The 20,080-nt window shown below is 72.1% G+C and carries 20 protein-coding genes and 1 tRNA gene; 15 read left to right on the forward strand and 6 right to left on the reverse strand.

The features are described from left to right. The first annotated feature begins 481 nt into the window (after nucleotides 1-481). From AB0C62_RS01000 to AB0C62_RS01015, 4 genes are all read left to right on the forward strand, one after another. The gene (locus tag AB0C62_RS01000; protein ID WP_362968977.1) at nucleotides 482-1,921 is read left to right on the forward strand and encodes an FG-GAP and VCBS repeat-containing protein; all 1,440 of its coding nucleotides are present in this window, start codon (nucleotides 482-484) and stop codon (nucleotides 1,919-1,921) included. Between the two features lie 446 nt (nucleotides 1,922-2,367). Further along, the gene (locus tag AB0C62_RS01005) at nucleotides 2,368-3,855 is read left to right on the forward strand and encodes an FG-GAP and VCBS repeat-containing protein (protein ID WP_362968978.1); all 1,488 of its coding nucleotides are present in this window, start codon (nucleotides 2,368-2,370) and stop codon (nucleotides 3,853-3,855) included. A 112-nt stretch (nucleotides 3,856-3,967) separates the two neighbouring features. Further along, entirely contained in the window at nucleotides 3,968-5,404 is a 1,437-nt protein-coding gene (locus tag AB0C62_RS01010; protein WP_362968979.1) for an FG-GAP-like repeat-containing protein, read from the forward strand. A gap of 58 nt (nucleotides 5,405-5,462) precedes the next feature. Next, nucleotides 5,463-6,485 carry a YIP1 family protein gene (locus tag AB0C62_RS01015; RefSeq protein WP_362968980.1) on the forward strand — a complete coding sequence of 341 codons (1,023 nt, stop codon included), beginning with the start codon at nucleotides 5,463-5,465 and terminating at the stop codon, nucleotides 6,483-6,485. Nucleotides 6,486-6,588: 103 nt separating this feature from the next. On the opposite strand, the gene AB0C62_RS01020 is transcribed toward AB0C62_RS01015, so the two are convergent. The 3 genes from AB0C62_RS01020 to AB0C62_RS01030 all read right to left on the reverse strand — a co-directional run bounded on the left by AB0C62_RS01020 (nucleotide 6,589) and on the right by AB0C62_RS01030 (nucleotide 7,945). Then, a complete protein-coding gene (locus AB0C62_RS01020) occupies nucleotides 6,589-7,086 on the reverse strand; it encodes a phosphoribosyltransferase (protein ID WP_362968981.1) in 498 nt (165 codons plus the stop codon). Nucleotides 7,087-7,096: 10 nt separating this feature from the next. Further along, nucleotides 7,097-7,672: a dCTP deaminase gene (gene dcd / locus AB0C62_RS01025; protein ID WP_010985889.1), complete on the reverse strand. Its 576-nt coding sequence runs from the start codon at nucleotides 7,670-7,672 to the stop codon at nucleotides 7,097-7,099. A gap of 114 nt (nucleotides 7,673-7,786) precedes the next feature. After that, nucleotides 7,787-7,945, reverse strand: a complete 159-nt coding sequence (locus tag AB0C62_RS01030; protein WP_362968982.1) for a hypothetical protein — start codon at nucleotides 7,943-7,945, stop codon at nucleotides 7,787-7,789. Nucleotides 7,946-8,214: 269 nt separating this feature from the next. On the opposite strand from AB0C62_RS01030, the gene AB0C62_RS01035 reads away from it, so the two are divergent. The 7 genes from AB0C62_RS01035 to AB0C62_RS01065 all read left to right on the forward strand — a co-directional run bounded on the left by AB0C62_RS01035 (nucleotide 8,215) and on the right by AB0C62_RS01065 (nucleotide 13,955). Next, nucleotides 8,215-8,288 (forward strand) — tRNA-Gly (locus AB0C62_RS01035). A 223-nt stretch (nucleotides 8,289-8,511) separates the two neighbouring features. Beyond that, nucleotides 8,512-9,276, forward strand: a complete 765-nt coding sequence (locus AB0C62_RS01040; protein ID WP_362969115.1) for a polysaccharide deacetylase family protein — start codon at nucleotides 8,512-8,514, stop codon at nucleotides 9,274-9,276. Nucleotides 9,277-9,602: 326 nt separating this feature from the next. Further along, on the forward strand, nucleotides 9,603-10,412 hold the full coding sequence (locus tag AB0C62_RS01045; RefSeq protein WP_362969116.1) for a hypothetical protein: 810 nt from the start codon (nucleotides 9,603-9,605) through the stop codon (nucleotides 10,410-10,412). Between the two features lie 355 nt (nucleotides 10,413-10,767). Beyond that, nucleotides 10,768-10,971, forward strand: a complete 204-nt coding sequence (locus tag AB0C62_RS01050) for a cold-shock protein (RefSeq protein ID WP_030224351.1) — start codon at nucleotides 10,768-10,770, stop codon at nucleotides 10,969-10,971. Between the two features lie 508 nt (nucleotides 10,972-11,479). Further along, complete coding sequence (locus tag AB0C62_RS01055; RefSeq protein WP_362968983.1) at nucleotides 11,480-13,033, forward strand: DEAD/DEAH box helicase; 1,554 nt, start codon at nucleotides 11,480-11,482, stop codon at nucleotides 13,031-13,033. Between the two features lie 279 nt (nucleotides 13,034-13,312). Next, nucleotides 13,313-13,519: a hypothetical protein gene (locus tag AB0C62_RS01060; protein WP_362969117.1), complete on the forward strand. Its 207-nt coding sequence runs from the start codon at nucleotides 13,313-13,315 to the stop codon at nucleotides 13,517-13,519. A gap of 121 nt (nucleotides 13,520-13,640) precedes the next feature. Next, nucleotides 13,641-13,955, forward strand: a complete 315-nt coding sequence (locus AB0C62_RS01065) for an SCO5918 family protein (RefSeq protein WP_362968984.1) — start codon at nucleotides 13,641-13,643, stop codon at nucleotides 13,953-13,955. A 163-nt stretch (nucleotides 13,956-14,118) separates the two neighbouring features. Here AB0C62_RS01065 and AB0C62_RS01070 read toward each other — a convergent pair whose 3' ends face one another. Beyond that, nucleotides 14,119-14,493 (reverse strand): hypothetical protein, encoded by a 375-nt coding sequence (locus AB0C62_RS01070; RefSeq protein WP_362968985.1) that lies wholly within the window; start codon nucleotides 14,491-14,493, stop codon nucleotides 14,119-14,121. Nucleotides 14,494-14,942: 449 nt separating this feature from the next. Here AB0C62_RS01070 and AB0C62_RS01075 point away from each other — a divergent pair, with 449 nt between their 5' ends. The 3 genes from AB0C62_RS01075 (at nucleotide 14,943) to AB0C62_RS01085 (ending at nucleotide 16,980) form a co-directional block, all read left to right on the forward strand. Next, nucleotides 14,943-15,269 (forward strand): MerR family transcriptional regulator, encoded by a 327-nt coding sequence (locus tag AB0C62_RS01075; RefSeq protein WP_362968986.1) that lies wholly within the window; start codon nucleotides 14,943-14,945, stop codon nucleotides 15,267-15,269. 281 nt (nucleotides 15,270-15,550) lie between these two features. Then, a complete protein-coding gene (locus tag AB0C62_RS01080) occupies nucleotides 15,551-15,895 on the forward strand; it encodes a hypothetical protein (RefSeq protein WP_362969118.1) in 345 nt (114 codons plus the stop codon). A gap of 89 nt (nucleotides 15,896-15,984) precedes the next feature. Next, nucleotides 15,985-16,980 (forward strand): NAD-dependent epimerase/dehydratase family protein, encoded by a 996-nt coding sequence (locus AB0C62_RS01085; RefSeq protein WP_362968987.1) that lies wholly within the window; start codon nucleotides 15,985-15,987, stop codon nucleotides 16,978-16,980. Nucleotides 16,981-17,067: 87 nt separating this feature from the next. On the opposite strand, the gene AB0C62_RS01090 is transcribed toward AB0C62_RS01085, so the two are convergent. Beyond that, nucleotides 17,068-18,183, reverse strand: a complete 1,116-nt coding sequence (locus AB0C62_RS01090; protein WP_362968988.1) for a HAMP domain-containing sensor histidine kinase — start codon at nucleotides 18,181-18,183, stop codon at nucleotides 17,068-17,070. Further along, complete coding sequence (locus AB0C62_RS01095; RefSeq protein ID WP_362968989.1) at nucleotides 18,180-19,100, reverse strand: response regulator transcription factor; 921 nt, start codon at nucleotides 19,098-19,100, stop codon at nucleotides 18,180-18,182. The genes AB0C62_RS01090 and AB0C62_RS01095 overlap by 4 nt, the downstream gene beginning before the upstream one ends. 111 nt (nucleotides 19,101-19,211) lie before the next feature. Here AB0C62_RS01095 and AB0C62_RS01100 point away from each other — a divergent pair, with 111 nt between their 5' ends. After that, nucleotides 19,212-20,069: a glycosyltransferase family 2 protein gene (locus AB0C62_RS01100; RefSeq protein WP_362968990.1), complete on the forward strand. Its 858-nt coding sequence runs from the start codon at nucleotides 19,212-19,214 to the stop codon at nucleotides 20,067-20,069. Nucleotides 20,070-20,080 lie beyond the last annotated feature (11 nt).

Consider the following 20,080-nt stretch of genomic DNA (forward strand, 5'->3'; position numbering starts at 1 on the left):
ACGGTCGGCCCGGTCGGCCCGGTCGGCCCGGTCGGCCCGGTCGGCCCGGTCGGCCCGGTCGGCCCGGTCGGCCCGGTCGGCCCGGTCGGCCCGGTCGGCCCGGTCGGAACAGCCGACGCCCCCGTGTCCCGCAGGACACGGGGGCGTCGTCCGTCCCGGACCGCCTCCGTCCGCCGCGTCCGCCGCCGGGGGGAACAGGCCGCGCGCGACCGCGTCGGAGAGCAGCGCGAGGTGGGGGTCCCGCGCCGCACAGCGACCACAGGTTCTCCTCGCCCACGCGTACAACCCTCGGGGGCGCGTACAGGTCTCTTGATCACCGGCCGGGGGCCGCCCGGGGCCCACTCCGGGAGGAACCGCCCGGCCGTACCCGTCGACCGGAGAGGCCCGCGCCGCGTCCCCGGGATGCCGCAGGACCTCGCCGGCCGGCCGCACCGCGCCGCACCCCCGACCCCGCCCCGCCGGGCGACCTCTGGAGCCCCGAATGCGCCGACCCACCCCAGCAGTCCTGGCCACCGCCCTCCTGGCCGCGGGCCTGGCCCCGCTGACGCTGGCCGCCCCCGCCTCCGCGGCGCCGTCCGGCCTGTCCGGCGACTTCGACGGCGACGGCTACCGTGACGCGGCGATCTCCGCGTCGGGCGCCACCGTGAGCGGCAAGGCGTGGGCCGGGCAGGTCTCCGTGGTCTACGGCACCGCGACCGGGCTGAACCCCGCCAGGCACCAGCTCATCAGCCAGAACTCCGCGGGCGTCCCGGGCGAGGCGGAGGCCTACGACGAGTTCGGCGACCAGGTCGCCGCCGCCGACCTGAACCGGGACGGCTACAGCGACCTGATCGTCGGCGCGATGCGCGAGGAGATCGGGAGCAAGGAGGACGCCGGCACGGTCGTCGTCCTCTGGGGCTCCGCGAGCGGTCTGTCGGGCGGCACCACGGTGAAGAACCCGCTGTCGCTGTACGGCAGCTACTTCGGCCTGAGCATCGCCGCCGCCGACTTCACCGGCGACGGAAATCCGGACCTGGCGATCTCCGCGCGGGGCGACAGCGGAGAGCCCACCTACCGAATCCGGCTGATCCGCGGCCCGTTCAGCCGATCGGGCTCGACCGGTTCGGTCTCCTCGTACTCCCCCGGGATCGACAGGCCGGCCCTCACCGCGGGCCGGGTCGACGGCGACACCAAGGCGGACCTGGTGGTCACCGGGCAGAAGGCGAACAGCGACCGGCTGGCCACCGCCGTCTCCTACCGGGGCACGTCCAGCGGCCTCAGCAAGGGCGCCACTCTGCGCACCGCCGCCACGGCGGCGATCGGCGACCTGGACAAGGACGGCTTCGGCGACATCGTCCTCGGCAACCCGGCGGACCCGGACGTGGACCCCTCCGGGGCCACGGGCGGCCGGATCCACGTCGTCTACGGCACGTCGTCGGGTCCGAGCGCGACGCGTCGGACGACCCTCGGCGAGAACACCGCGGGTGTGCCGGACACGGCCGAGTACGGCGACGGGTTCGGCACGGCGCTCGCCGTCGGCGACTTCGACAAGGACGGCTACGGCGACCTCGCCGTGGGCGCCCCGGGCGAGTCGTTCGGCGACGAACAGCACTACTTCTCCTCGGCGGGCGCGATCACCCTGCTGCGCGGCTCGGCGGCCGGCCTCACCACCGCCGGCGCCACCCAGCTGACCCAGGCGAGCCCCGGCGTACCGGGCTCGCTCGAAGGGGGCGACGTCTTCGGCGCCACGCTCCTCGCCTCCGACGTGACCCACGACGGCCGCGCGGACCTCACCGCGATCGCCGCGAACGAGAACGACCCGGCGGGCGCCGCCTGGTTCCTGCCCGGCGCGAAGTCGACGGGCTCGGTGTCCTTCGGTCCCACCTCGCTCGGACTGACGAGAAACCAGGGCTCGGCCTTCGGGGCGGACCTGGCGGGCTGATCCACGGCGGCGCGACGCGACGTCCACCGTCGCCGAGGGCGAGCTGGACGTCCGCCTCTTCGAGCTCTTCGAGCGGCACGCCACCGCGGCGCGCGCAGCGCACGCCGGACACGACGCGGAACGGGCGCTGCGGGAGTCCGCCGCCGCGCCCGGGCGCGGCGTCGCACCAGCGGGCCGGGGTGCCGGCCTCCGCGCACGACCGGCCGGGACGGGCCCCGAGCACGGCGGAGCGGTCGGCCGGGGCGATGGCCCAACGGCCTCGACCGCCCCGAAGATTCTCCGAACTCACGTACAACCCTCACCCCCCACCAGCAGTCTCCTGTTCGCCGATCAGCCAGTGAACTGCCGGACGCCTCATGGACAACTCCCGGCAAACACGGGCAGTCGGAACCCCATTGACAGGGGATGTCCGCCAGACATCCCCGCATGCCGCAGGAGAATCCCGCATGCACAAGCGTCACCCGCACTCCGTGCGTATCGCCCTCGCGACGGCCACCGCTGCCGCGCTGACGGGCGGACTGATCACCTTCTCGGCCGCGACCGCGACCGCCGCCGACTCCGCGCACGTCGCCCAGGCCGACTTCAACGGCGACGGCATAGGCGACGTGGTCTTCTCCGCGCACGCCGCGTACGTCGGCGGCCACAAGGCCGCCGGCCAGATCGTCGCCCTCTACGGCACCGCCACCGGCGTCTCGTCCGCCAAGCGCTCCACCATCAGCCAGGACACCTCCGGCGTCCCGGGCACCGCCGAGGCCGGCGACGGCTTCGGCGGTGAGACCGCGTACGCGGACTTCAACAGCGACGGCTACGACGACCTCGCCGTCGCCTCCCCGTGGGAGAAGGTCGGCAGCGACACCGGCGGCGGCACCGTCGCCATCCTGTGGGGCTCCGCCGCGGGCCTCACCGGCAAGGGCGTCACCATCGCCGACCCCTCCCCCTCCTCGCACGACTACTGGGGCAAGGACCTGGCCGCCGGCGACTTCGACGGCGACGGCAGGGCCGACCTCGCCGTGGGCAGCTCGACCAGCACGATCTACGTCTACAAGGGCGGCTTCAACACGTCCGGCACGCCCGGCGGCCGGTACACCATCAAGCCCCCGATCCAGTCCGGCTCCAACGACTTCCCGTACGGGCCGCTGAGCCTGACCGCGGGCGACGTGAACGGCGACCACCGCACCGACCTCATCGTCGACGGCTTCGAGAACGGCACCGGCTGGAACACGAACTACTTCGTGCCCGGCACGGCGAGCGGCCTCAGCGTCGCCTCCGCCGAGGCGCTCCAGCCCGGCCAGATCACCGGCGTCGGCGACATCAACGGCGACGGCTACGGCGACATCGTCAGCGGCGCCGGCTGGGACCACCACACCGACGAGGGCGAGACCATCCCGGACTCCTCCGACGGCGGCCAGGCGAACATCACCTACGGCTCGGCCTCCGGCCCCGCCGGCACCACCGGGATCAACCAGAACACCGGCAGCGTCCCCGGCAGCTCCGAGAAGGGCGACAGCTTCGGCTGGGACCTCGACCTGGGCGACGTGAACGGCGACGGCTTCCAGGATCTCGTCGTCTCCGCCCCGAACGAGGACATCGACGGTGTCACCAACACCGGCATGGTCACCGTCCTCTACGGCTCGTCGAGCGGCGTGAAGGTCTCCTCCGGCACGCAGTCCTTCGCCCAGAGCACCGCGGGCGTCCCCGGCAGCGACGAGAAGAACGACCTGTTCGGCGCCGACGTCAAGCTCGACGACGTCAACGGCGACGGCAGGGCGGACCTGATCGTCGGCTCGTACGAGAACGCCGGCAACGGCTCGGTCACCTACCTGCCCTCCAACGGCACGACGATCACCACGACCGGCTCCCGGACCCTGTCCCCGAGCACCTCGGGCGTCTCGACGACCGGCTCGCCGCAGTTCGGCGCCCTGTTCGCCGACTAGCCACCACCCGGGGCGCTCCCCAGCGAGCGCCCCGTTCCCGACACGCCGGGCCCGCTCCGCTCACGGGCCCGGCGTGTCTTTCCCTGTCCCCTCCCGCCACCGGAGCCCCACTTTGCGCAAACGCACCCTCCTCCTGGCCGCGACCCTCACCACCGGCCTGCTCGCCGCCCTGCCCGCCACCTCGGCCACGGCGGCGCCCTCCGGGCTCTCCGGTGACTTCAACGGCGACGGCCACCGCGACCTGGCGATCGCCGCCCCCCTCGCCAAGGTCTCCGGCAAGTCCGGCGCCGGATACGTCGCCGTGGTCTACGGCACCGCGAGCGGCCTCGACACCTCCAAGCGGCAGATCATCAGCCAGGCCACCGCCGGCATCCCGGGCACACCGGAGTCGTACGACTACTTCGGCGACCGCGTGACCACGGGTGACATGGACGGCGACGGCTACACGGACATCGTGGTGGGCGTACACAGCGAGCGGATCGGCTCCACCGACTCCTCCGGCACCCTGACGGTGCTGTGGGGCGGCGCGAGCGGCGTGAAGTCCGGCACCGACATCTCCTCGCCGCTGCCGCAGTACCTCAACGAGCTGGGCTGGCAGGTCGCGGCCGGCGACTTCGACGGCGACGGCCACACCGACCTGGCCGCCGCGAACAACAGCACGCCCGCGCTGAACATCTTCAAGGGCCCCATCTCCCGTACCGGCAAGGCCGCTTCACGCATCGGCGTCGACACGATCGCCCAGAGCACCGTCTACCCCGACCAGCTCATCGCGGGCGAGGTCAACGGCGACGGCAGGACCGATCTCCTGGTCATGGGCCAGGAGGAGACCAGCGGCGGCGACTACCGCACCCGCAGCGTCCTCTACACCGGTTCCGCCACCGGCCCGAAGCTCGGCAAGAAGCTCGCGGGCGGCTACGCGGGCACGATCGCCGATGTCGACAAGGACGGCTACGGCGACATCGTCACCGGCAACTTCATGGAGAAGTCGTCGTCCGAGCCGGACGGCGGACTCGGCGGCGCGATCACCGTGACGTACGGTGCCGCGGGCGGTCTCAGCACCCGCACTCCGAAGCGGATCACCCAGGACACGGCGAGCGTCCCGGGCACCGGCGAGAAGAACGACGGCTTCGGCTGGAGCCTGTCGTCGGGCGACACCAACGGCGACGGGTACGCCGACATCGCGATCGGCTCGGACAGCGAGTACATCGGGTCGGTCAAGCACGCCGGCCAGGTCACCGTCCTGCGCGGCTCCGCCTCCGGCCTGACCGGCACCGGTTCCACGTCCTTCTCCCAGAACTCCGCGGGCGTCCCGGGCACCGCCGAGGCCCAGGACTACTTCGGTGACGCGGTCCGGCTCACCGACGCGAACGGGGACGGCCGCGCCGAGCTGGTCGTCGGCGCGCTCGGCGAGAACAGTGCCGACGGTGCGGTCTGGTACTTCAAGGCCGGCTCCTCCGGCATCACCGCCACCGGCTCGAAGTCCTTCAACGGCACCACTCTGGGCGGCCCCTCGGGCGACGCCTACTTCGGCAACGTCCTGGCGGGCTGACCTGCCCAGCGGCCCCCTCCGGGACCCGTAGGGGGCCACCGCACCTCCCCCGTAGGGGATGTCACAGCTCGGACCCAATGCCGGGCCCGATCCCCCGGGCCCGGCACGTGACTCTCCGGGAGCGGGTACGTTCGATGACGTGGCTGGATTCAGGATCGGACGCGGCGGCCGGGACAACCGTGCTTCGCAGGCGCGACCGCAACAACAACCGTCGTACGGACAGCAGGCCCCCCAGGGAGGCGGGCAGCAGCCGTACGGCTATCCGAACGCGCCGTCGCAGCCCCAGTACGGGGGACAGCCCCCGTACGGCGGCCGGCAGGGCGGCGGTCAGCCCTACCGCGGCAACGCGCAGGGCGGCTGGCCCCAGAGCGGCGGCGGGCAGGGCGAGCCGGAGTACTTCGGCGACGGGCACCCGCAGCAGGGCCCGGACCCGTACGCGGCGAACAGCCCCGGGCACACACAGGCCTTCTCGATCGACGAGGACCCGTACAGCCAGGGCGGGACGTACCGCGCCGGGCAGGCGGCGGCTCCGCCGGTCGGACCGCGGCTGCACTGGAAGGACCTGCTCAAGGGCGTCGTGACCGCGCCCAACAGGACCTTCCTGCAGATGCGCGACTACGCGATGTGGGGCCCTGCCCTGGTCGTGACGTTCATCTACGGCCTGCTGGCGGTCTTCGGCTTCGACGGCGCCCGCGAGGACGCGATCAACGCGACCCTCTCCAACGCGATCCCGATCGTCCTGACGACCGCCGTCGCCATCGTGCTCAGCACGTTCATCCTCGGCGTGGTCACCCACACCCTGGCCCGCCAGCTCGGCGGCGACGGCGCCTGGCAGCCCACGGTCGGCCTCTCCATGCTGATCATGTCCATCACGGACACCCCGCGTCTGCTGGTCGCCATGTTCCTCGGCGGCGACGCGTCGTTCGTGCAGCTGCTCGGCTGGGCGACGTGGGTCGCCGCGGGCGCGCTGCTGACCCTGATGGTCGGCAAGTCCCACGACCTCCCCTGGCCGAAGGCGCTCGCCGCGTCATCCATCCAGCTCATCGCGATCCTGTCGATCGTCAAGCTGGGCACGTTCTGACGCCGACGGCACCAGGAACACACGAGAGGGGCTCCCGGCACACCACCGGGAGCCCCTCTCGTGTCACGTCACGTCCGCGAACCGTCGTGGCCGCAGACGCCGCCTAGGAGTCCAGCACCTGGCCGGCACGGCGGACCACAGGAGCTTCGGAGCTCCACGGGAAGTTGATCCACTCGTCCGTGCGCTTCCAGACGTACTCGCACTTCACGAGGGACTGGGTCTTCTCGTAGATCACCGCGCTGCGGACCTCGGCGACCTCGCCGACGCAGAAGTCGTGGACGAGCTTGAGCGTCTTGCCGGTGTCGGCGACGTCGTCGGTGATCAGGACCTTCTTCTCGGAGAAGTCGATCGCGTTGGGGACCGGGGCCAGCATCACCGGCATCTCCAGCGTCGTCCCCACCCCCGTGTAGAACTCGACGTTCACCAGGTGGATGTTCTTGCAGTCGAGGGCGTAGGCGAGCCCGCCCGCGACGAAGACGCCTCCCCGGGCGATCGACAGCACGATGTCGGGCTCGTAGCCGTCGTCGGCGATGGTCTGGGCGAGTTCGCGTACGGCGACGCCGAACCCCTCGTAGGTGAGGTTCTCGCGCTCGGAGGACATGGTCACCGCCTCAGACCTGGGTCCGGTGGAAGTTCAGGAAGGACCGGGACGCCGTCGGACCGCGCTGGCCCTGGTAGCGGGACCCGTACCGGTCGCTGCCGTAGGGGAACTCGGCCGGCGAGCTGAGCCGGAACATGCACAGCTGGCCGATCTTCATGCCCGGCCAGAGCTTGATCGGCAGCGTCGCGAGGTTGGACAGCTCCAGGGTCACGTGCCCGGAGAACCCGGGGTCGATGAACCCGGCGGTGGAGTGGGTGACCAGACCGAGGCGGCCGAGCGAGCTCTTGCCCTCCAGGCGCGAGGCGAGGTCGTCGGGCAGCGAGATGACCTCGTACGTGCTGGCGAGGACGAACTCACCGGGGTGGAGGATGAACGGCTCGTCCCCCTCCGGCTCGACGAGCCGCGTGAGGTCCGCCTGCTCGACCGAGGGGTCGATGTGGGGATAGCGGTGGTTCTCGAACACCCGGAAATAGCGGTCGAGGCGCACGTCGATGCTCGACGGCTGCACCATGGATTCGTCGTAGGGATCGATCCGGACCCGCCCGGCGTCGATCTCGGCCCGGATGTCCTTGTCTGAGAGAAGCACGACCTGAGGATACGCAAGGGGCGTGGTGCCTCCACCATCGCGGCGGCACCACGCACCCGCACACCGGTGACGCGACGCCCCGGCACCGGAGCGTCACGTCACCGGCTCACCGCGTCAATGCTTCTCCATGGTCACCGGCACCACACTGCGGAGCCGGGCGCAGCGCGGACACCGGACCAGCCGTCCGGGGCCGAGCCGCTCGGCCTGCTGCATCGGGAACGACGCGGTGCTGAACACGTGCCCCTCGGCACAACGGACGACGGTGTGCTCCATCAAGTCCCAGAGTCCCTTCCCCAAGAGCCGTTGTCAGGCTGATGCCCTGACAGCGAAAGCCACATTACGGGATCAAAGGGACGGCTCTCCAGGCGGCACTCCGGTGCCGTCCGGACCCTCTCGAAGGCCCCCACCGTACGCCTCAACTCCGGCCCGCCGCAGCCTCATCCACCCCCTGGAACACGGGCGGGCCCCGCGGCTTCGACGCCTGCGGCCGGGCATGAGGTAGAGTGACCGAGCATTCGACACCGGTTCAACCGGCGTCTTACGCGGGTGTAGTTTAGTGGTAGAACATCAGCTTCCCAAGCTGAGAGTGCGAGTTCGATTCTCGTCACCCGCTCCACCAGAACCGATGAAACCCCCAGGTCCGTGACCCGGGGGTTCTTTGTTGTCCCGGAGCGGTCAGGTCCGGTCCGCGACGGCGCGGTTCCCCGGTTGTCCCCGAACTCCCCCGGGATTGTCCGTGATCGGTAACGGGCGCATCCCCCCGTGCACATCTCTCGTCCTGCCAAGTGGTCGCGTCGCGACCGGGGATCGACGGGGCACTGGGCGAGAGCGGGGCGGACATGGCGCGGCACGGCGGAACGCGGGGCTGGTACGGCAAGGTGGTCGGGGCGGCACTCGGGGTGACGTTGTTCGCGGTCGGGGCCTCGGTGTGGACCGCGCAGGCCGACGCCGTGGGCGGTTCCGCGAAGGCGGCCGCACCGGCCAAGCCCGCCGTCAGGACGGTCGCGACGACCATCGCGCACGCCTCCGACAAGGGAGCGCACGGCGTCAACATCACCATCGACGACGGCCCCGACCCCGTGTGGACCCCCCAAGTGCTGGACGTGCTGCGGGAGTACGGGGTGAAGGCCACGTTCTGCATGGTGGGGACACAGGCGCAGGCCCACCCCGACCTCGTGAAGAAGGTGGTCGCGGCCGGGCACCGGCTCTGCGACCACACGGTGTCGCACGACACCACCATGGACAAGAAGTCCCCGGCCTACCGTTCCCGGCAGATACTCGACGCCGAGCGCATGATCACCAAGGCGTCCGGAGGCGTACGGCCGATGTACTACCGGGCACCCGGCGGCGCCTTCACCCCGGACAGCCGCAAGCTCGCCGCCTCCCACGGCATGCGCCCGCTGGGCTGGAACGTGGACACCAAGGACTTCGAGCGGCCGGGCACGGACGCCATCGTCGCCACCGTCCAGCAGGAGCTTCCCAACGGGCCGACACTCCTCTTCCACGACGCCGGGGGCGACCGCTCCCAGACCGTCGAGGCGCTGCGCAGGGTCCTGCCCTGGCTCAAGCAGCAGGGCTACTCCTTCGGCTTCCCCGTGCGCTGAGCCACCGCAGCCGCCCGTGTCACCCGAGCCACCGGCCCCGGCCGGTGGCTCCTCGCGTGGTCCCGGCGCCGGCCCCGCGCTCCGGCCCCGCACTACGGGTGCACCCGTACCTCACGCGCCGCCTCGCGCACCCCCGCAAGGCGGCGCGTCGTCGAACCACCCTCCTCAGCCGAAGTGTTGCCGTGTCACGACGCTGCCACGGCGGTGTCCGGAAGGGACGACGGGGGAGACCTGCGGGCTCTCGGACCCCTCATAGTCGGCACAGAGCGAGAGACCGGCGGAGAAACGCCGGCTCCCCGTCGCCCCTTCCGGAAGGAACTCCCGTGATGAACCGCCACCTGCGCAAGGCCGTCTTCGCCACCGCCGCGATCACCGCCGGGCTGCTGATGACGGCGTGCCAGAACGGCACCGAATCCGACTCCTCCGGCAAGAACGGATCCGGTACGTCGGCCGTCGCGGAAAAGGCCTCGGACTCCGAGAAGTCCGCGAACTCCAAGGGCGTCAGCGGCTCGTTCGAGAACGGCAAGGTCACCTATCTCGCCCCGGGCAAGTACATCGTGTCCGTGCCGGGCAGGCAGGACCAGCAGTTCTTCGTCGCCGACGACACCGAGGTCTACGGCACCGGCACCATCTGCGGCGAGGCGGGAGCCAAGGTGGACGCGCCGTGCACGCTGGACCAGCTGGAGGCGGCGACGAAGAAGGGAGCCGTCGGCGCCGACGTCCGGATGAAGAACGGCATCGCCACCCTGGTGACCGAGCGGCGCGCCGCCCAGCAGGGCTCGGGCTCCGGCTCGGATTCCGGCTCCGGCTCCGACTCGGGCTCCGATTCCCGCGACACCGCAGTCGAGGGCATCAACAAGGGCAAGGGCGTCAACGGCACCTGGTTCGGCAACGTCTCCTTCCTGGCTCCGGGCAAGTACACGGTCTCCGACCTGAAGGGCAGCGAGCAGGAGTTCCTCGTCGCCGAGGACACCGAGATCCTGGGCTACGACGACATCTGCGGTGACGCGGCCCACGCCGGCCAGGCCGGCACCAAGTGCACGGAGGACGAGCTGGAGACGGCCGCGAAGAAGGGCTTCAGCGCCGAGGTCGTGATCAGCAACGGCATCGCGACGAGCATCCACGACGACCACTGACCCACGGACGGCCGCGCACCCACGCGCCCCCGTGACGGGCTGGGAAAGAACGAAGGAACGCTGCGACCCGGGCGAGTCAATATCTGTGACCGCCACATGAGAAATGGGCGTCGGACGCGCTCAGTATTTCTTGATCCGCTCGGGGTGTGGCGTTATGCACCGCACATCGGCGATCTCTTCGTGCTACTGTCGACAACAGTTGCAGTTGTGGTTCCCAAAAACTTGTGAGCTTCCACCCTTGTTTCTGTGGTGGAGTTCTTTTGTGTCTCCGGTCTTTTTCCGGCGGGGTAATCATCACGGCGACGCGGAATCCGCGCACTGCGGACTCCGAGCACCGTCCCGAAGGAGAATTGACATGGCTACTGGCACCGTGAAGTGGTTCAACGCTGAAAAGGGCTTCGGCTTCATCGAGCAGGACGGCGGCGGCGCCGACGTCTTCGCCCACTACTCGAACATCGCCGCGCAGGGCTTCCGCGAGCTGCAGGAGGGCCAGAAGGTCTCCTTCGACATCGCGCAGGGCCAGAAGGGCCCGACGGCGGAGAACATCGTTCCCGCCTGACACCCAGACGCACAGCGCAGCTGGGGCCCGCACCTTGGGGTGCGGGCCCCAGCTCGCCGCTTTCCCGGGTACGAGACGGGCACCGGCCGACGCGACAGGCGTCGCCCACCGCCCCGCCGCCGAGCACACCTCACCCGGACCGCCGTACGAGAGTGGCCGAACCCGAACGCGGGTATGAATCCCCTCGGGACCGCCCGCGAAAATCCTGGTTCCGCCGGTGGCATCGCCCCGGCTCCCCCTCTTCGCTTCTCGGCTCCGCCACCGGTTTCCTCCACGGTTGCATCGACCCCTGGTTCCGCCCGGCACCGCCGCCGTTTCGGACTCATCGCTTTCGGGACAGTGCCGGATTTCCGGCCCCGCGTCCCGCTCGAATTCTTCACCGCCCCGGACCGATATCGGTCCGATCCCTTTCGGTGTCGTATTTCATTCGGCTCGTTCTCGCGATTCTCAGCGCTGCACATTCGCTGCGGGAATTCCTTGATACGCGCCCGTTCAAGGAAGGTTCCGCATGAACCGCACGCGCACGAACGATCGTTTCGCCCGTTCCCGATCCGAGGGCGCCGGCCCCAAGAGGAGCGGTGGCAGCCGCTTCGGGTCCGCGTCCTCGGGCCGTTCCGGCGGCCCCAGCAGGTCGAAGGGCTACGGACGCCAGCAGACGTCCCTGCAGGGCGAGTTCGCCCTCCCCGTGACCGTGACGCCCGCCCTGCCGGCCGTGGAGGCGTTCGACGACCTCGCCCTGCCGGCGCCGCTGCTGGCCGCGCTCGGGCACGAGGGCGTCAGCGTCCCCTTCCCGATCCAGGCCGCGACCCTGCCGAACTCCCTCGCGGGACGTGACGTACTCGGCCGCGGCCGCACCGGCTCCGGCAAGACGCTGGCCTTCGGCCTCGCGCTGCTGACCCGGACCGCCGGCCGGCGCGCCGAGCCGCGTCAGCCGCTGGCCCTGGTCCTCGTGCCGACCCGCGAGCTGGCCCAGCAGGTCACCGACGCGCTCACCCCGTACGCCCGCTCCCTGCGGCTGCGGCTCGCCACCGTGGTCGGCGGCATGTCGATCGGCCGCCAGGCCGGCGCGCTGCGCGGCGGCGCGGAGGTCGTCGTCGCCACGCCGGGCCGTCTCAAGGACCTCATCGAGCGCGGCGACTGCGGACTCGGCGACGTCTCCATCACCGTCCTCGACGAGGCCGACCAGATGGCCGACATGGGCTTCATGCCGCAGGTGACGGAGCTGCTCGACCAGGTGCGTCCGGACGGGCAGCGGATGCTCTTCTCCGCCACCCTCGACCGCAACGTGGACCTGCTGGTCCGCCGCTACCTGAGCGACCCGGTCGTGCACTCGGTCGACCCGTCCGCGGGTGCCGTCACCACGATGGAGCACCACGTCCTGCACGTGCAGGGCGCGGACAAGAACCGTACGACCACCGAGATCGCGGCGCGGGACGGCCGGGTGCTCATGTTCCTGGACACCAAGCACGCGGTGGACCGGCTGACCGAGCACCTGCTGAACAGCGGTGTGCGGGCCGCGGCCCTGCACGGCGGCAAGTCGCAGCCGCAGCGCACGCGGACCCTGGCCCAGTTCAAGACCGGGCACGTGACGGTCCTGGTGGCGACCAACGTCGCGGCGCGCGGCATCCACGTCGACCAGCTCGACCTCGTGGTGAACGTCGACCCGCCGAGCGACCCCAAGGACTACCTGCACCGTGGCGGCCGTACGGCCCGTGCCGGTGAGTCGGGCAGTGTCGTGACGCTGGTGACCCCGAACCAGCGACGCGACATGACCCGGCTGATGGCGGCCGCCGGGATCACCCCGCAGACCAGTCAAGTGCGTTCCGGAGAGGCCGAGCTGACCCGCATCACGGGCGCCCAGGCGCCTTCGGGTGTGCCGGTCGTCATCCGCGCGCCGGTGTCGGACCGGCCCCGGCGCGGGTCCTCCGGCTCCTCCCGCGGCCGGCGTGGCCGCTCCGGTCAGGGCGGTGGCCGCTCCACCGGTACGGGCGCGCACCGCACGTCCGAGGCGGGCGGGCGGCGTACCGCCGAGGCCGCCGCGCGCCCCACGGCCGAGCGCTAGTCCGGACCCGGACACATCGCGCGTCGCACGTCGGACGTCCGGTCCCGCCGTTCCCCCTCCGGGGTGAGCGGCGCGGGCCGGACCCCGGTGCGGCGCACGGTCGACTCCGGCTCCGACCCGTACGTCCTCTCCGCAACAACGCCGCAGGAGGCACCTTTGACGATCATTCAGCTTCCGCCGAGGCAGCAGGGTCAGCCGGCGCGGACGCGTTCCGCCGGGGCCGTCCCCGTGGGTCTCGTCGACCGGGAGGACCTCTCCGGGCCGCGAGTGGGGGCCGACATGACCGTCGAGGTGGCGCTGTCCGTCATGGCGGGCGCCGGAGTCGCGTACCTGCTCGTCTGCGACGAGGACGACCAGTGCACGGGCTCGGTCACCGCGGCGCAGCTCGCCGTCGTCCGCGCCGGTTCCGCCTACACCGACCGCGTCCGCCTCCGGGACGTCCTCGCCCGCCACCGTTCGGCGGGCGTCCTCGCCCTGTCCGGCTGAGCGTCCGGGCCTGCCGCCCCCGCGGCGCCCGTACGCTGGGCGACACGCCCGGCCGCACTCCCCGTTGCTTTCTCCCCGCTCCTCTCCGTCCCCCGCTTCCTCTCGTCACCTGTGAGGCACCATGCGCTGTGTCATCGCCCGCTTCCCGTTCGATCTCACCAAGAGCGGTGTGCTGGACTCGATGAAGGGCGTCAAGCCCGAACCCATCACGGGGGAATCCGTGATCATCGGCCGCTGCCACTACCCGGTCAAGCAGGTGGGTGAGGTCATCACCCGCCAGGACCGCCGCGACTTCACCAGCGGGGAGGTCACCCGCGCCATGGCCCGCCTCGGCTTCACCTGCCGCACGCCCGAGGTGGCCCCCGCGCCGCGCGCGCTCAGCCCGCTGCAGAACGCGTCCGCGATGCTCGGGAGCCCCGCGCCGCTCGAGCCCTGAGGACGCCCCACGCCACCGGGACGGACCCGCAGGGTCCGGACCACCGGAGCAGGCCACAGCCATGAGGGCCCCGCCGACACCCGTCGGCGGGGCCCTCATGACGTTCCGGCCCGTGGGCCGGAGTGCGGCGTCCGTACGCCCTCACGGTCGCTGTCGGGCAGGCTCAGTGGTCGGAGTAGCTGAAGTCACCCACCGTCCAGGCCCCCACGTCCTTGATCGCGACGCGGTACATGCCGCCGGTCTCGGGGATCCCGACGCTGCCCTGGAGGATGCGGGCGAGGTGGAAGTGCAGATGGGTGGGTGCCGGGGCGTTCTCCGAGCGGGCCGCCGCCCGGCCGGTGCCGAAGATGTCGGAGAACGGGCCGAGGCGGTCCGAGTCCCTCAGGACCTCCGACACCCGCTCCCGCCACACCGTTTCGGGGGCCAGCCTGCCGGTGATGACGGCGCCGCCGACGACCACCGTCAACGACATCTGCGTGCTGTGCCCGGACTCCACCATGGCGGAGATGTCAACGAGGAGCTCGTCAGGGTTCGACATGGGAGCCGATTCTATTCAGCAGCCCCGCCCGGCGCTCCGGCCCCCACGCACCCCAGTATTCCTGCGACACGAGCGAACCAAAATCTATCGTCGTCACGGTAGACATCGCGCGGTCACATGATTAAGGTTTCTCTTGTAGACATCGCGGACCGCCGAAGTTCCGGGCAGGTCCGACTCGAGATCCCTCCAGAGGAAGGACTGAGGAAGCAGACGCCATCAGGATCGCCCCGTCCGAGAGGTATTCGGGCGCGGGTACCGCAAGACCAGGATTGGAAGGTGGTCCCCGGTCACGCAATCGCGATCCCCGCTCACCCGCCCGACGCCCGGGCCCGGGAGCGGAAACAGACGGTCGGCTCCGCAGTAGAGCCGGCAGATGGTGTTCAATTTCCTTCGGGGCCCTGGTGCCGTACGGCATCGGGGCCCCTCGACGCGCGCCACAACGAGGTGAAATGACAGCGGACACTCCACTCACCGGTCGTCTCGACGACGACGACTATCCCGCGTACACGATGGGCAGGGCAGCCGAGATGCTCGGCACCACGGCGGGCTTCCTGCGGGCGATCGGCGAGGCTCGCCTGATCACCCCGCTGCGCTCGGAGGGCGGCCACCGGCGCTACTCCCGCTACCAGCTGCGGATCGCCGCCCGTGCGCGCGAACTCGTCGACAAGGGGACGCCGATCGAGGCCGCGTGCCGCATCGTCATCCTCGAGGATCAGCTGGAGGAGGCCCAGCGCATCAACGCCGAGTACCGGCGCGCGGCCGCGCCCTCGGACTGATCCGGCGCCGCCCGTTGCCGAACTCCCGTCCGAGGGCGGAGACCGCGTTGACACGGGCAGGCACCCGGCGTTGACTGACAGCCCGGTGCACAGCCGGCCCACGCCTCTCCGACGACCGTGGCAGCCGTGGTCACCGACGTGGCCGGCACAGCGGCCCGCGAAGTGATCACCGAGGTGATCGTCGTCGCGACGGCAGCCCACGCGGGCGGGGTCCTCGACCGTACCGACCGATCGCGCTCGCGCGCCCGGCCGGTACGACGTACAGGAAGTGGCCCACGATGATGTACGACCAGACACGCGCCCAGCAGCCCCCGGACCGGCAGCCCGGGTCCTCCGGGCGTCGCACGGCAGGCCCGGAGCCCCTGCTCGGGCCGGACGAGCGGGGCGAACTCACCCAGCGGCTCAACCACGCCCTCAACACCTTCGCGCACAACCCGCGCGAGGCGCTCGGAGAGGCCGAGACCGCGTTCGACGAAGCGGCCGCCCACGTCATGAGCGCCCTCACCGAACGGCGTGCCGCTCTCCACGAGGGCTGGCAGGACCGCGACCCGGAGACCCAGGGCGACGAACTCCGCCAGGCGCTGCGGGAGTACCGGGAGATCACCCAGCGGCTGCTGCGCATGTGAGGCCGGCGGCCCCGCGAGGTCTTACGGAGCCATGACGTGTCGGGCGCGGTGCCGCCGTGGAACGGGGTGCCGGTCCTAGCGTTCGGGGCATGCGTGTACTGGTAACCGGCGGGGCCGGGTTCATCGGAAGTCATGTCGTCGAGGCGCTGCGGGCGCGTGGGCACGAACCCGTCGTGTTCGACCTGCGGGGCGGACAGGACGTACGGGACGCCGAGGCGGTCGCGGGCGCGCTCGCCGGCGTCGACGCGGTCTGCCACCAGGCCGCGATGGTGGGCCTCGGCGTGGGGTTCGGCGACGCGGTCGAGTACGTGTCGCGCAACGACCTCGGCACGGCCGTGCTGCTCGCCGCGATGGCGGACGCGGGGGTACGGCGGCTGGTGCTCGCCGGGTCGATGGTCGTGTACGGGGAGGGGCGCTACGCGTGCGAGTGGCACGGCGTGGTGCGCCCGGGGCCGCGGGCCGTCGCCGATCTGAACGCCGGGCGGTTCGAGCCGCGGTGCCCGCGCTGCGGCGAGGAGTTGACGCCGGGTCTGGTGGAGGAGGACGCGCCCGTCGACCCGCGCAACGTGTACGCGACGACCAAACTGGCGCAGGAACATCTCGCGGCGGCGTGGGCCCGTTCGACGGACGGTTCCGCCGTGTCGCTGCGCTATCACAACGTCTACGGCCCCGGGATGCCCCGGGACACCCCGTACGCCGGTGTCGCCTCCTTCTTCCGCTCCGCGCTCGCCCGCGGTGAGGCCCCGCGTGTCTTCGAGGACGGTGGCCAGCGCCGGGACTTCGTCCACGTGGGCGATGTGGCCGCCGCCAACGTGGCCGCGCTGGAGGCGAGTTCACCGTCCGGCGCGCTGGCCGTCTACAACACCGGCAGCGGCGACCCCCGTACCGTCGGCGAGATGGCACACGCGCTGGCCGCCGCGTACGGGGGCCCCGACCCGCTCGTGACCGGCGAGTACCGCCTCGGCGACGTCCGCCACATCACCGCCGACTCGGCCCGCCTGCGTGCCGAACTCGGCTGGAAGGCGGAGATCGGATTCACCGAGGGAATGCGGGAGTTCGCGGGAGCGAGGTTGCAGGGGGAGTAGGCGGAGCAGGGGAGTAGGGGGTACGGAGCAGCGGGGGGGCCGGGACGCCGTGAGGTCCCGGCCCGGTGAGCCCGATGGCCGGTGTCCTCAGACGCCCGCCGGCATGGGCAGGGTCACCTCGAAGCGGCAGCCGCCGGGGACGTTGCGGACGGCCGCCCGGCCACTGTGCGCCTCGACGATGCCGCGGACGATGGCGAGGCCGAGGCCCGCCCCGGCGGGTGGTGTGCGGGCGTGGGTGCCGCGCCAGCCGGTGTCGAAGACCCGCGGCAGGTCCTCCTCCGGGATGCCGCCGCAGCCGTCGGTGACGGACAGGACGACGCCCACGGCGGACCGTTCGGCGGTGACCGCGACGGTGCCGTCGGCGGGTGTGCGGCGGATCGCGTTGACCAGCAGGTTGCCGAGCACCCGGCTCATCTCCTTGCCGTCCACCTCGACCGGCACCTGCTCGATGCGGTCGCCGACCAGACGCACCCCGTGCTCGCGGGCCAGCGGGTCCGCCCCCGCGAGGGCGTCACCGACGAGGTCGTAGACGGAGACGCGGGAGGGGGACAGGGCGAGGGCGCCCGCGTGGATGCGGGACAGTTCGAAGAGGTCGCCGACCATGTCGTTGAGGCGCTCGACCTCCGTGCGGATCTGGCGCAGATAGCGGTCCGGGTCGGCCGCGACCCCGTCCTCCAGCGCCTCGGACATGGCGCGCAGTCCGGCGAGCGGGGTGCGCAGGTCGTGCGAGATCCAGGCGACGAGTTCACGCCGCGAGGTCTCCAGAGCGCGCTCGCGGTCACGGGACTCCGACAGTTTGCGGCTGGTGGCGGCCAACTCCCGGCTGAGCGCCGACAGTTCCGCCGTCGCGGGGCCGGTCGGGGCGGCGAAGTCGCCGCCGTCGCCGAAGGAACGCGCGGCCAGCGTCAGCGCCCTGCTGCGGGCCACCACCCACCGGCCGAGCAGCAGCGCGGTGGCGAGGGAGACCACGGCGGCCATGGCGACGACCGTGGTGACCACGTACAGGTCGTGCGAGGACAGGAACATCGCCCACGCGACCACCAGCGTGCCCGCCAGCATCGCGCAGACGGCCACCGCGGCCACGACCGTGAGCGAGGCGGTCAGCGAGCGGCGCCTGATCAGCCACAGGACACCCGCCCCGCCGAGGCCCGCCGCGGCGGCGCCCAGAAAGGCGTACAGAGCCATGGCCACTATCGCGTTCACGGGCGGGCCTCTTCCTGGCGGGCGGCGGGGGAGTCGTCCGGGTGGGACGGGGTGGTCCGGTCGGTCCGGTCGGTCCGGTCGGTCGGGTCCATGTGGTCGGCGTGAGCGGGGGCGGGGCCCTCGGGGTCGGCGAAGCGGTAGCCGACGCCCCACACCGTCTGGATCAGGCGGGGGTGCGCGGGATCGTCCTCGACCTTGCCGCGCAGCCGGCGCACATGGACGGTGACCGTCGACAGGTCGCCGAAGTCCCACCCCCACACCTCCCGCATCAGGTCCTCCCGCGCGTACGCCCGTCCGGGGTGCCGGAGGAAGAAGGCGAGGAGGTCGAACTCCCGCAGGGTCAGCGCGAGTTCGACGCCGTTCTTGGCGGCGCGGCGGGACGACGGGTCGACGGTGAGCCCGGCGGCGTCCAGGGGGCGCGCGGCCGGGGCGGGGCGGGCCCTGCGCAGCACCGACTCGACGCGCAGGACGAGTTCCCGGGGGCTGAACGGCTTGGTGACGTAGTCGTCGGCGCCGACCTCGAGGCCGAGGATCCGGTCGTCCTCGTCGCCGCGCGCGGTGAGCATGATGACCGGCACGGGACCTTGCGCGCGCAGCCGTCGGCACACCTCCAGGCCGTCCATGCCCGGCAGCATCAGGTCGAGGACCACCAGGTCGGGGCGGTGTGCCGCGGCCCGGGCGAGCGCGGTGGGACCGTCCGCGGCCCGGTCCACGAGGTGGCCGGCCCGGTCGAGGTACCCGGAGACCACCTCGGCCACGGTCGGATCGTCGTCCACGACGAGGACGCGGGTGGCCGCCACGCCGGGAGCGGGCTCCTTCCTCGCGGCGGCACGCGCCCCCGCCCGGGCATCGGCGGCCGCGCCGGGACGCGGGCCCTCGTCGGCGCCGGTACCTGGGGATTCGTGCGGTTGATGCATGCCTTCAGCGTCCCACCCGGGCGGGCGCGGCGCGGCTTCCCACCGCCGACGTCCGAGTTTCGTAAGGTCCCGAAGTCCGTTATATCCCTTTCGCGTTCGTAGGGTGAGGCCGTGACGACCTTTCCCGTACCGAACCCGGACGTCGACGTGGTGCTGCCCTGCCTCGACGAGGCCGGAGCCCTGCCCTGGGTCCTGTCCCGCATTCCGCCCGGCTGGCGGGCGCTCGTCGTGGACAACGGCTCCACGGACGGCTCCGCCGAACTGGCCCGTGAACTCGGCGCGACCGTCGTACGGGAGGAGCGCCGCGGGTTCGGCGCCGCCTGCCACGCCGGACTGACCGCGGCCACGGCGGACATCGTCTGCTTCTGCGACTGCGACGGCTCCCTCGACCCGGCCCTGCTCCGGCCGTTCGTCGCCGAGGTGCTGGCGGGCGACGCCGACCTCGTGCTCGGCAGGCGCCGGCCGCAGGAACGCGGTGCCTGGCCGCCGCACGCCCGCGCGGGCAACATCGCGCTGGCCCGGATGCTCCGGCGCCGGACCGGCCTGCGTCTGCACGACCTCGGGCCGTTGCGTGCCGCCCGCCGTGAGGCGCTGCTCGGGCTGGGGCTCACCGACCGGCGCAGCGGCTATCCGCTCCAGATGGTCGTCCGCGCCGCCGACGCCGGCTGGCGCGTCACCGAGCACGACGTGCCGTACCTGCCGCGCACCGGTGTCTCCAAGGTCACCGGGACCTGGCGCGGCACCTGGCAGGCGGTCCGGGACATGAGCCAGGTGCTGGCCGAGCCGCCGGCGTCCGTCTCCGGCGCGGCGGCCGCCCGGTCCGCCGTCGGCGTGCCCTCCCAGGCCGCGCTCGGCGCCGAGGCCGTGGGCCGGACTCCGGTGCCCGCCTCGGCCACCGCTCCCCCACCGGCGCCGGTCCGTGTGTCCGCGCCGGCGCCCGCATCGTCCCGAGGAGGATCCGTCCAGTGAGCCCCGCAAGC

It is taken from the genome of Streptomyces sp. NPDC048643, assembly GCF_040650615.1.
Classification (GTDB): domain Bacteria; phylum Actinomycetota; class Actinomycetes; order Streptomycetales; family Streptomycetaceae; genus Streptomyces.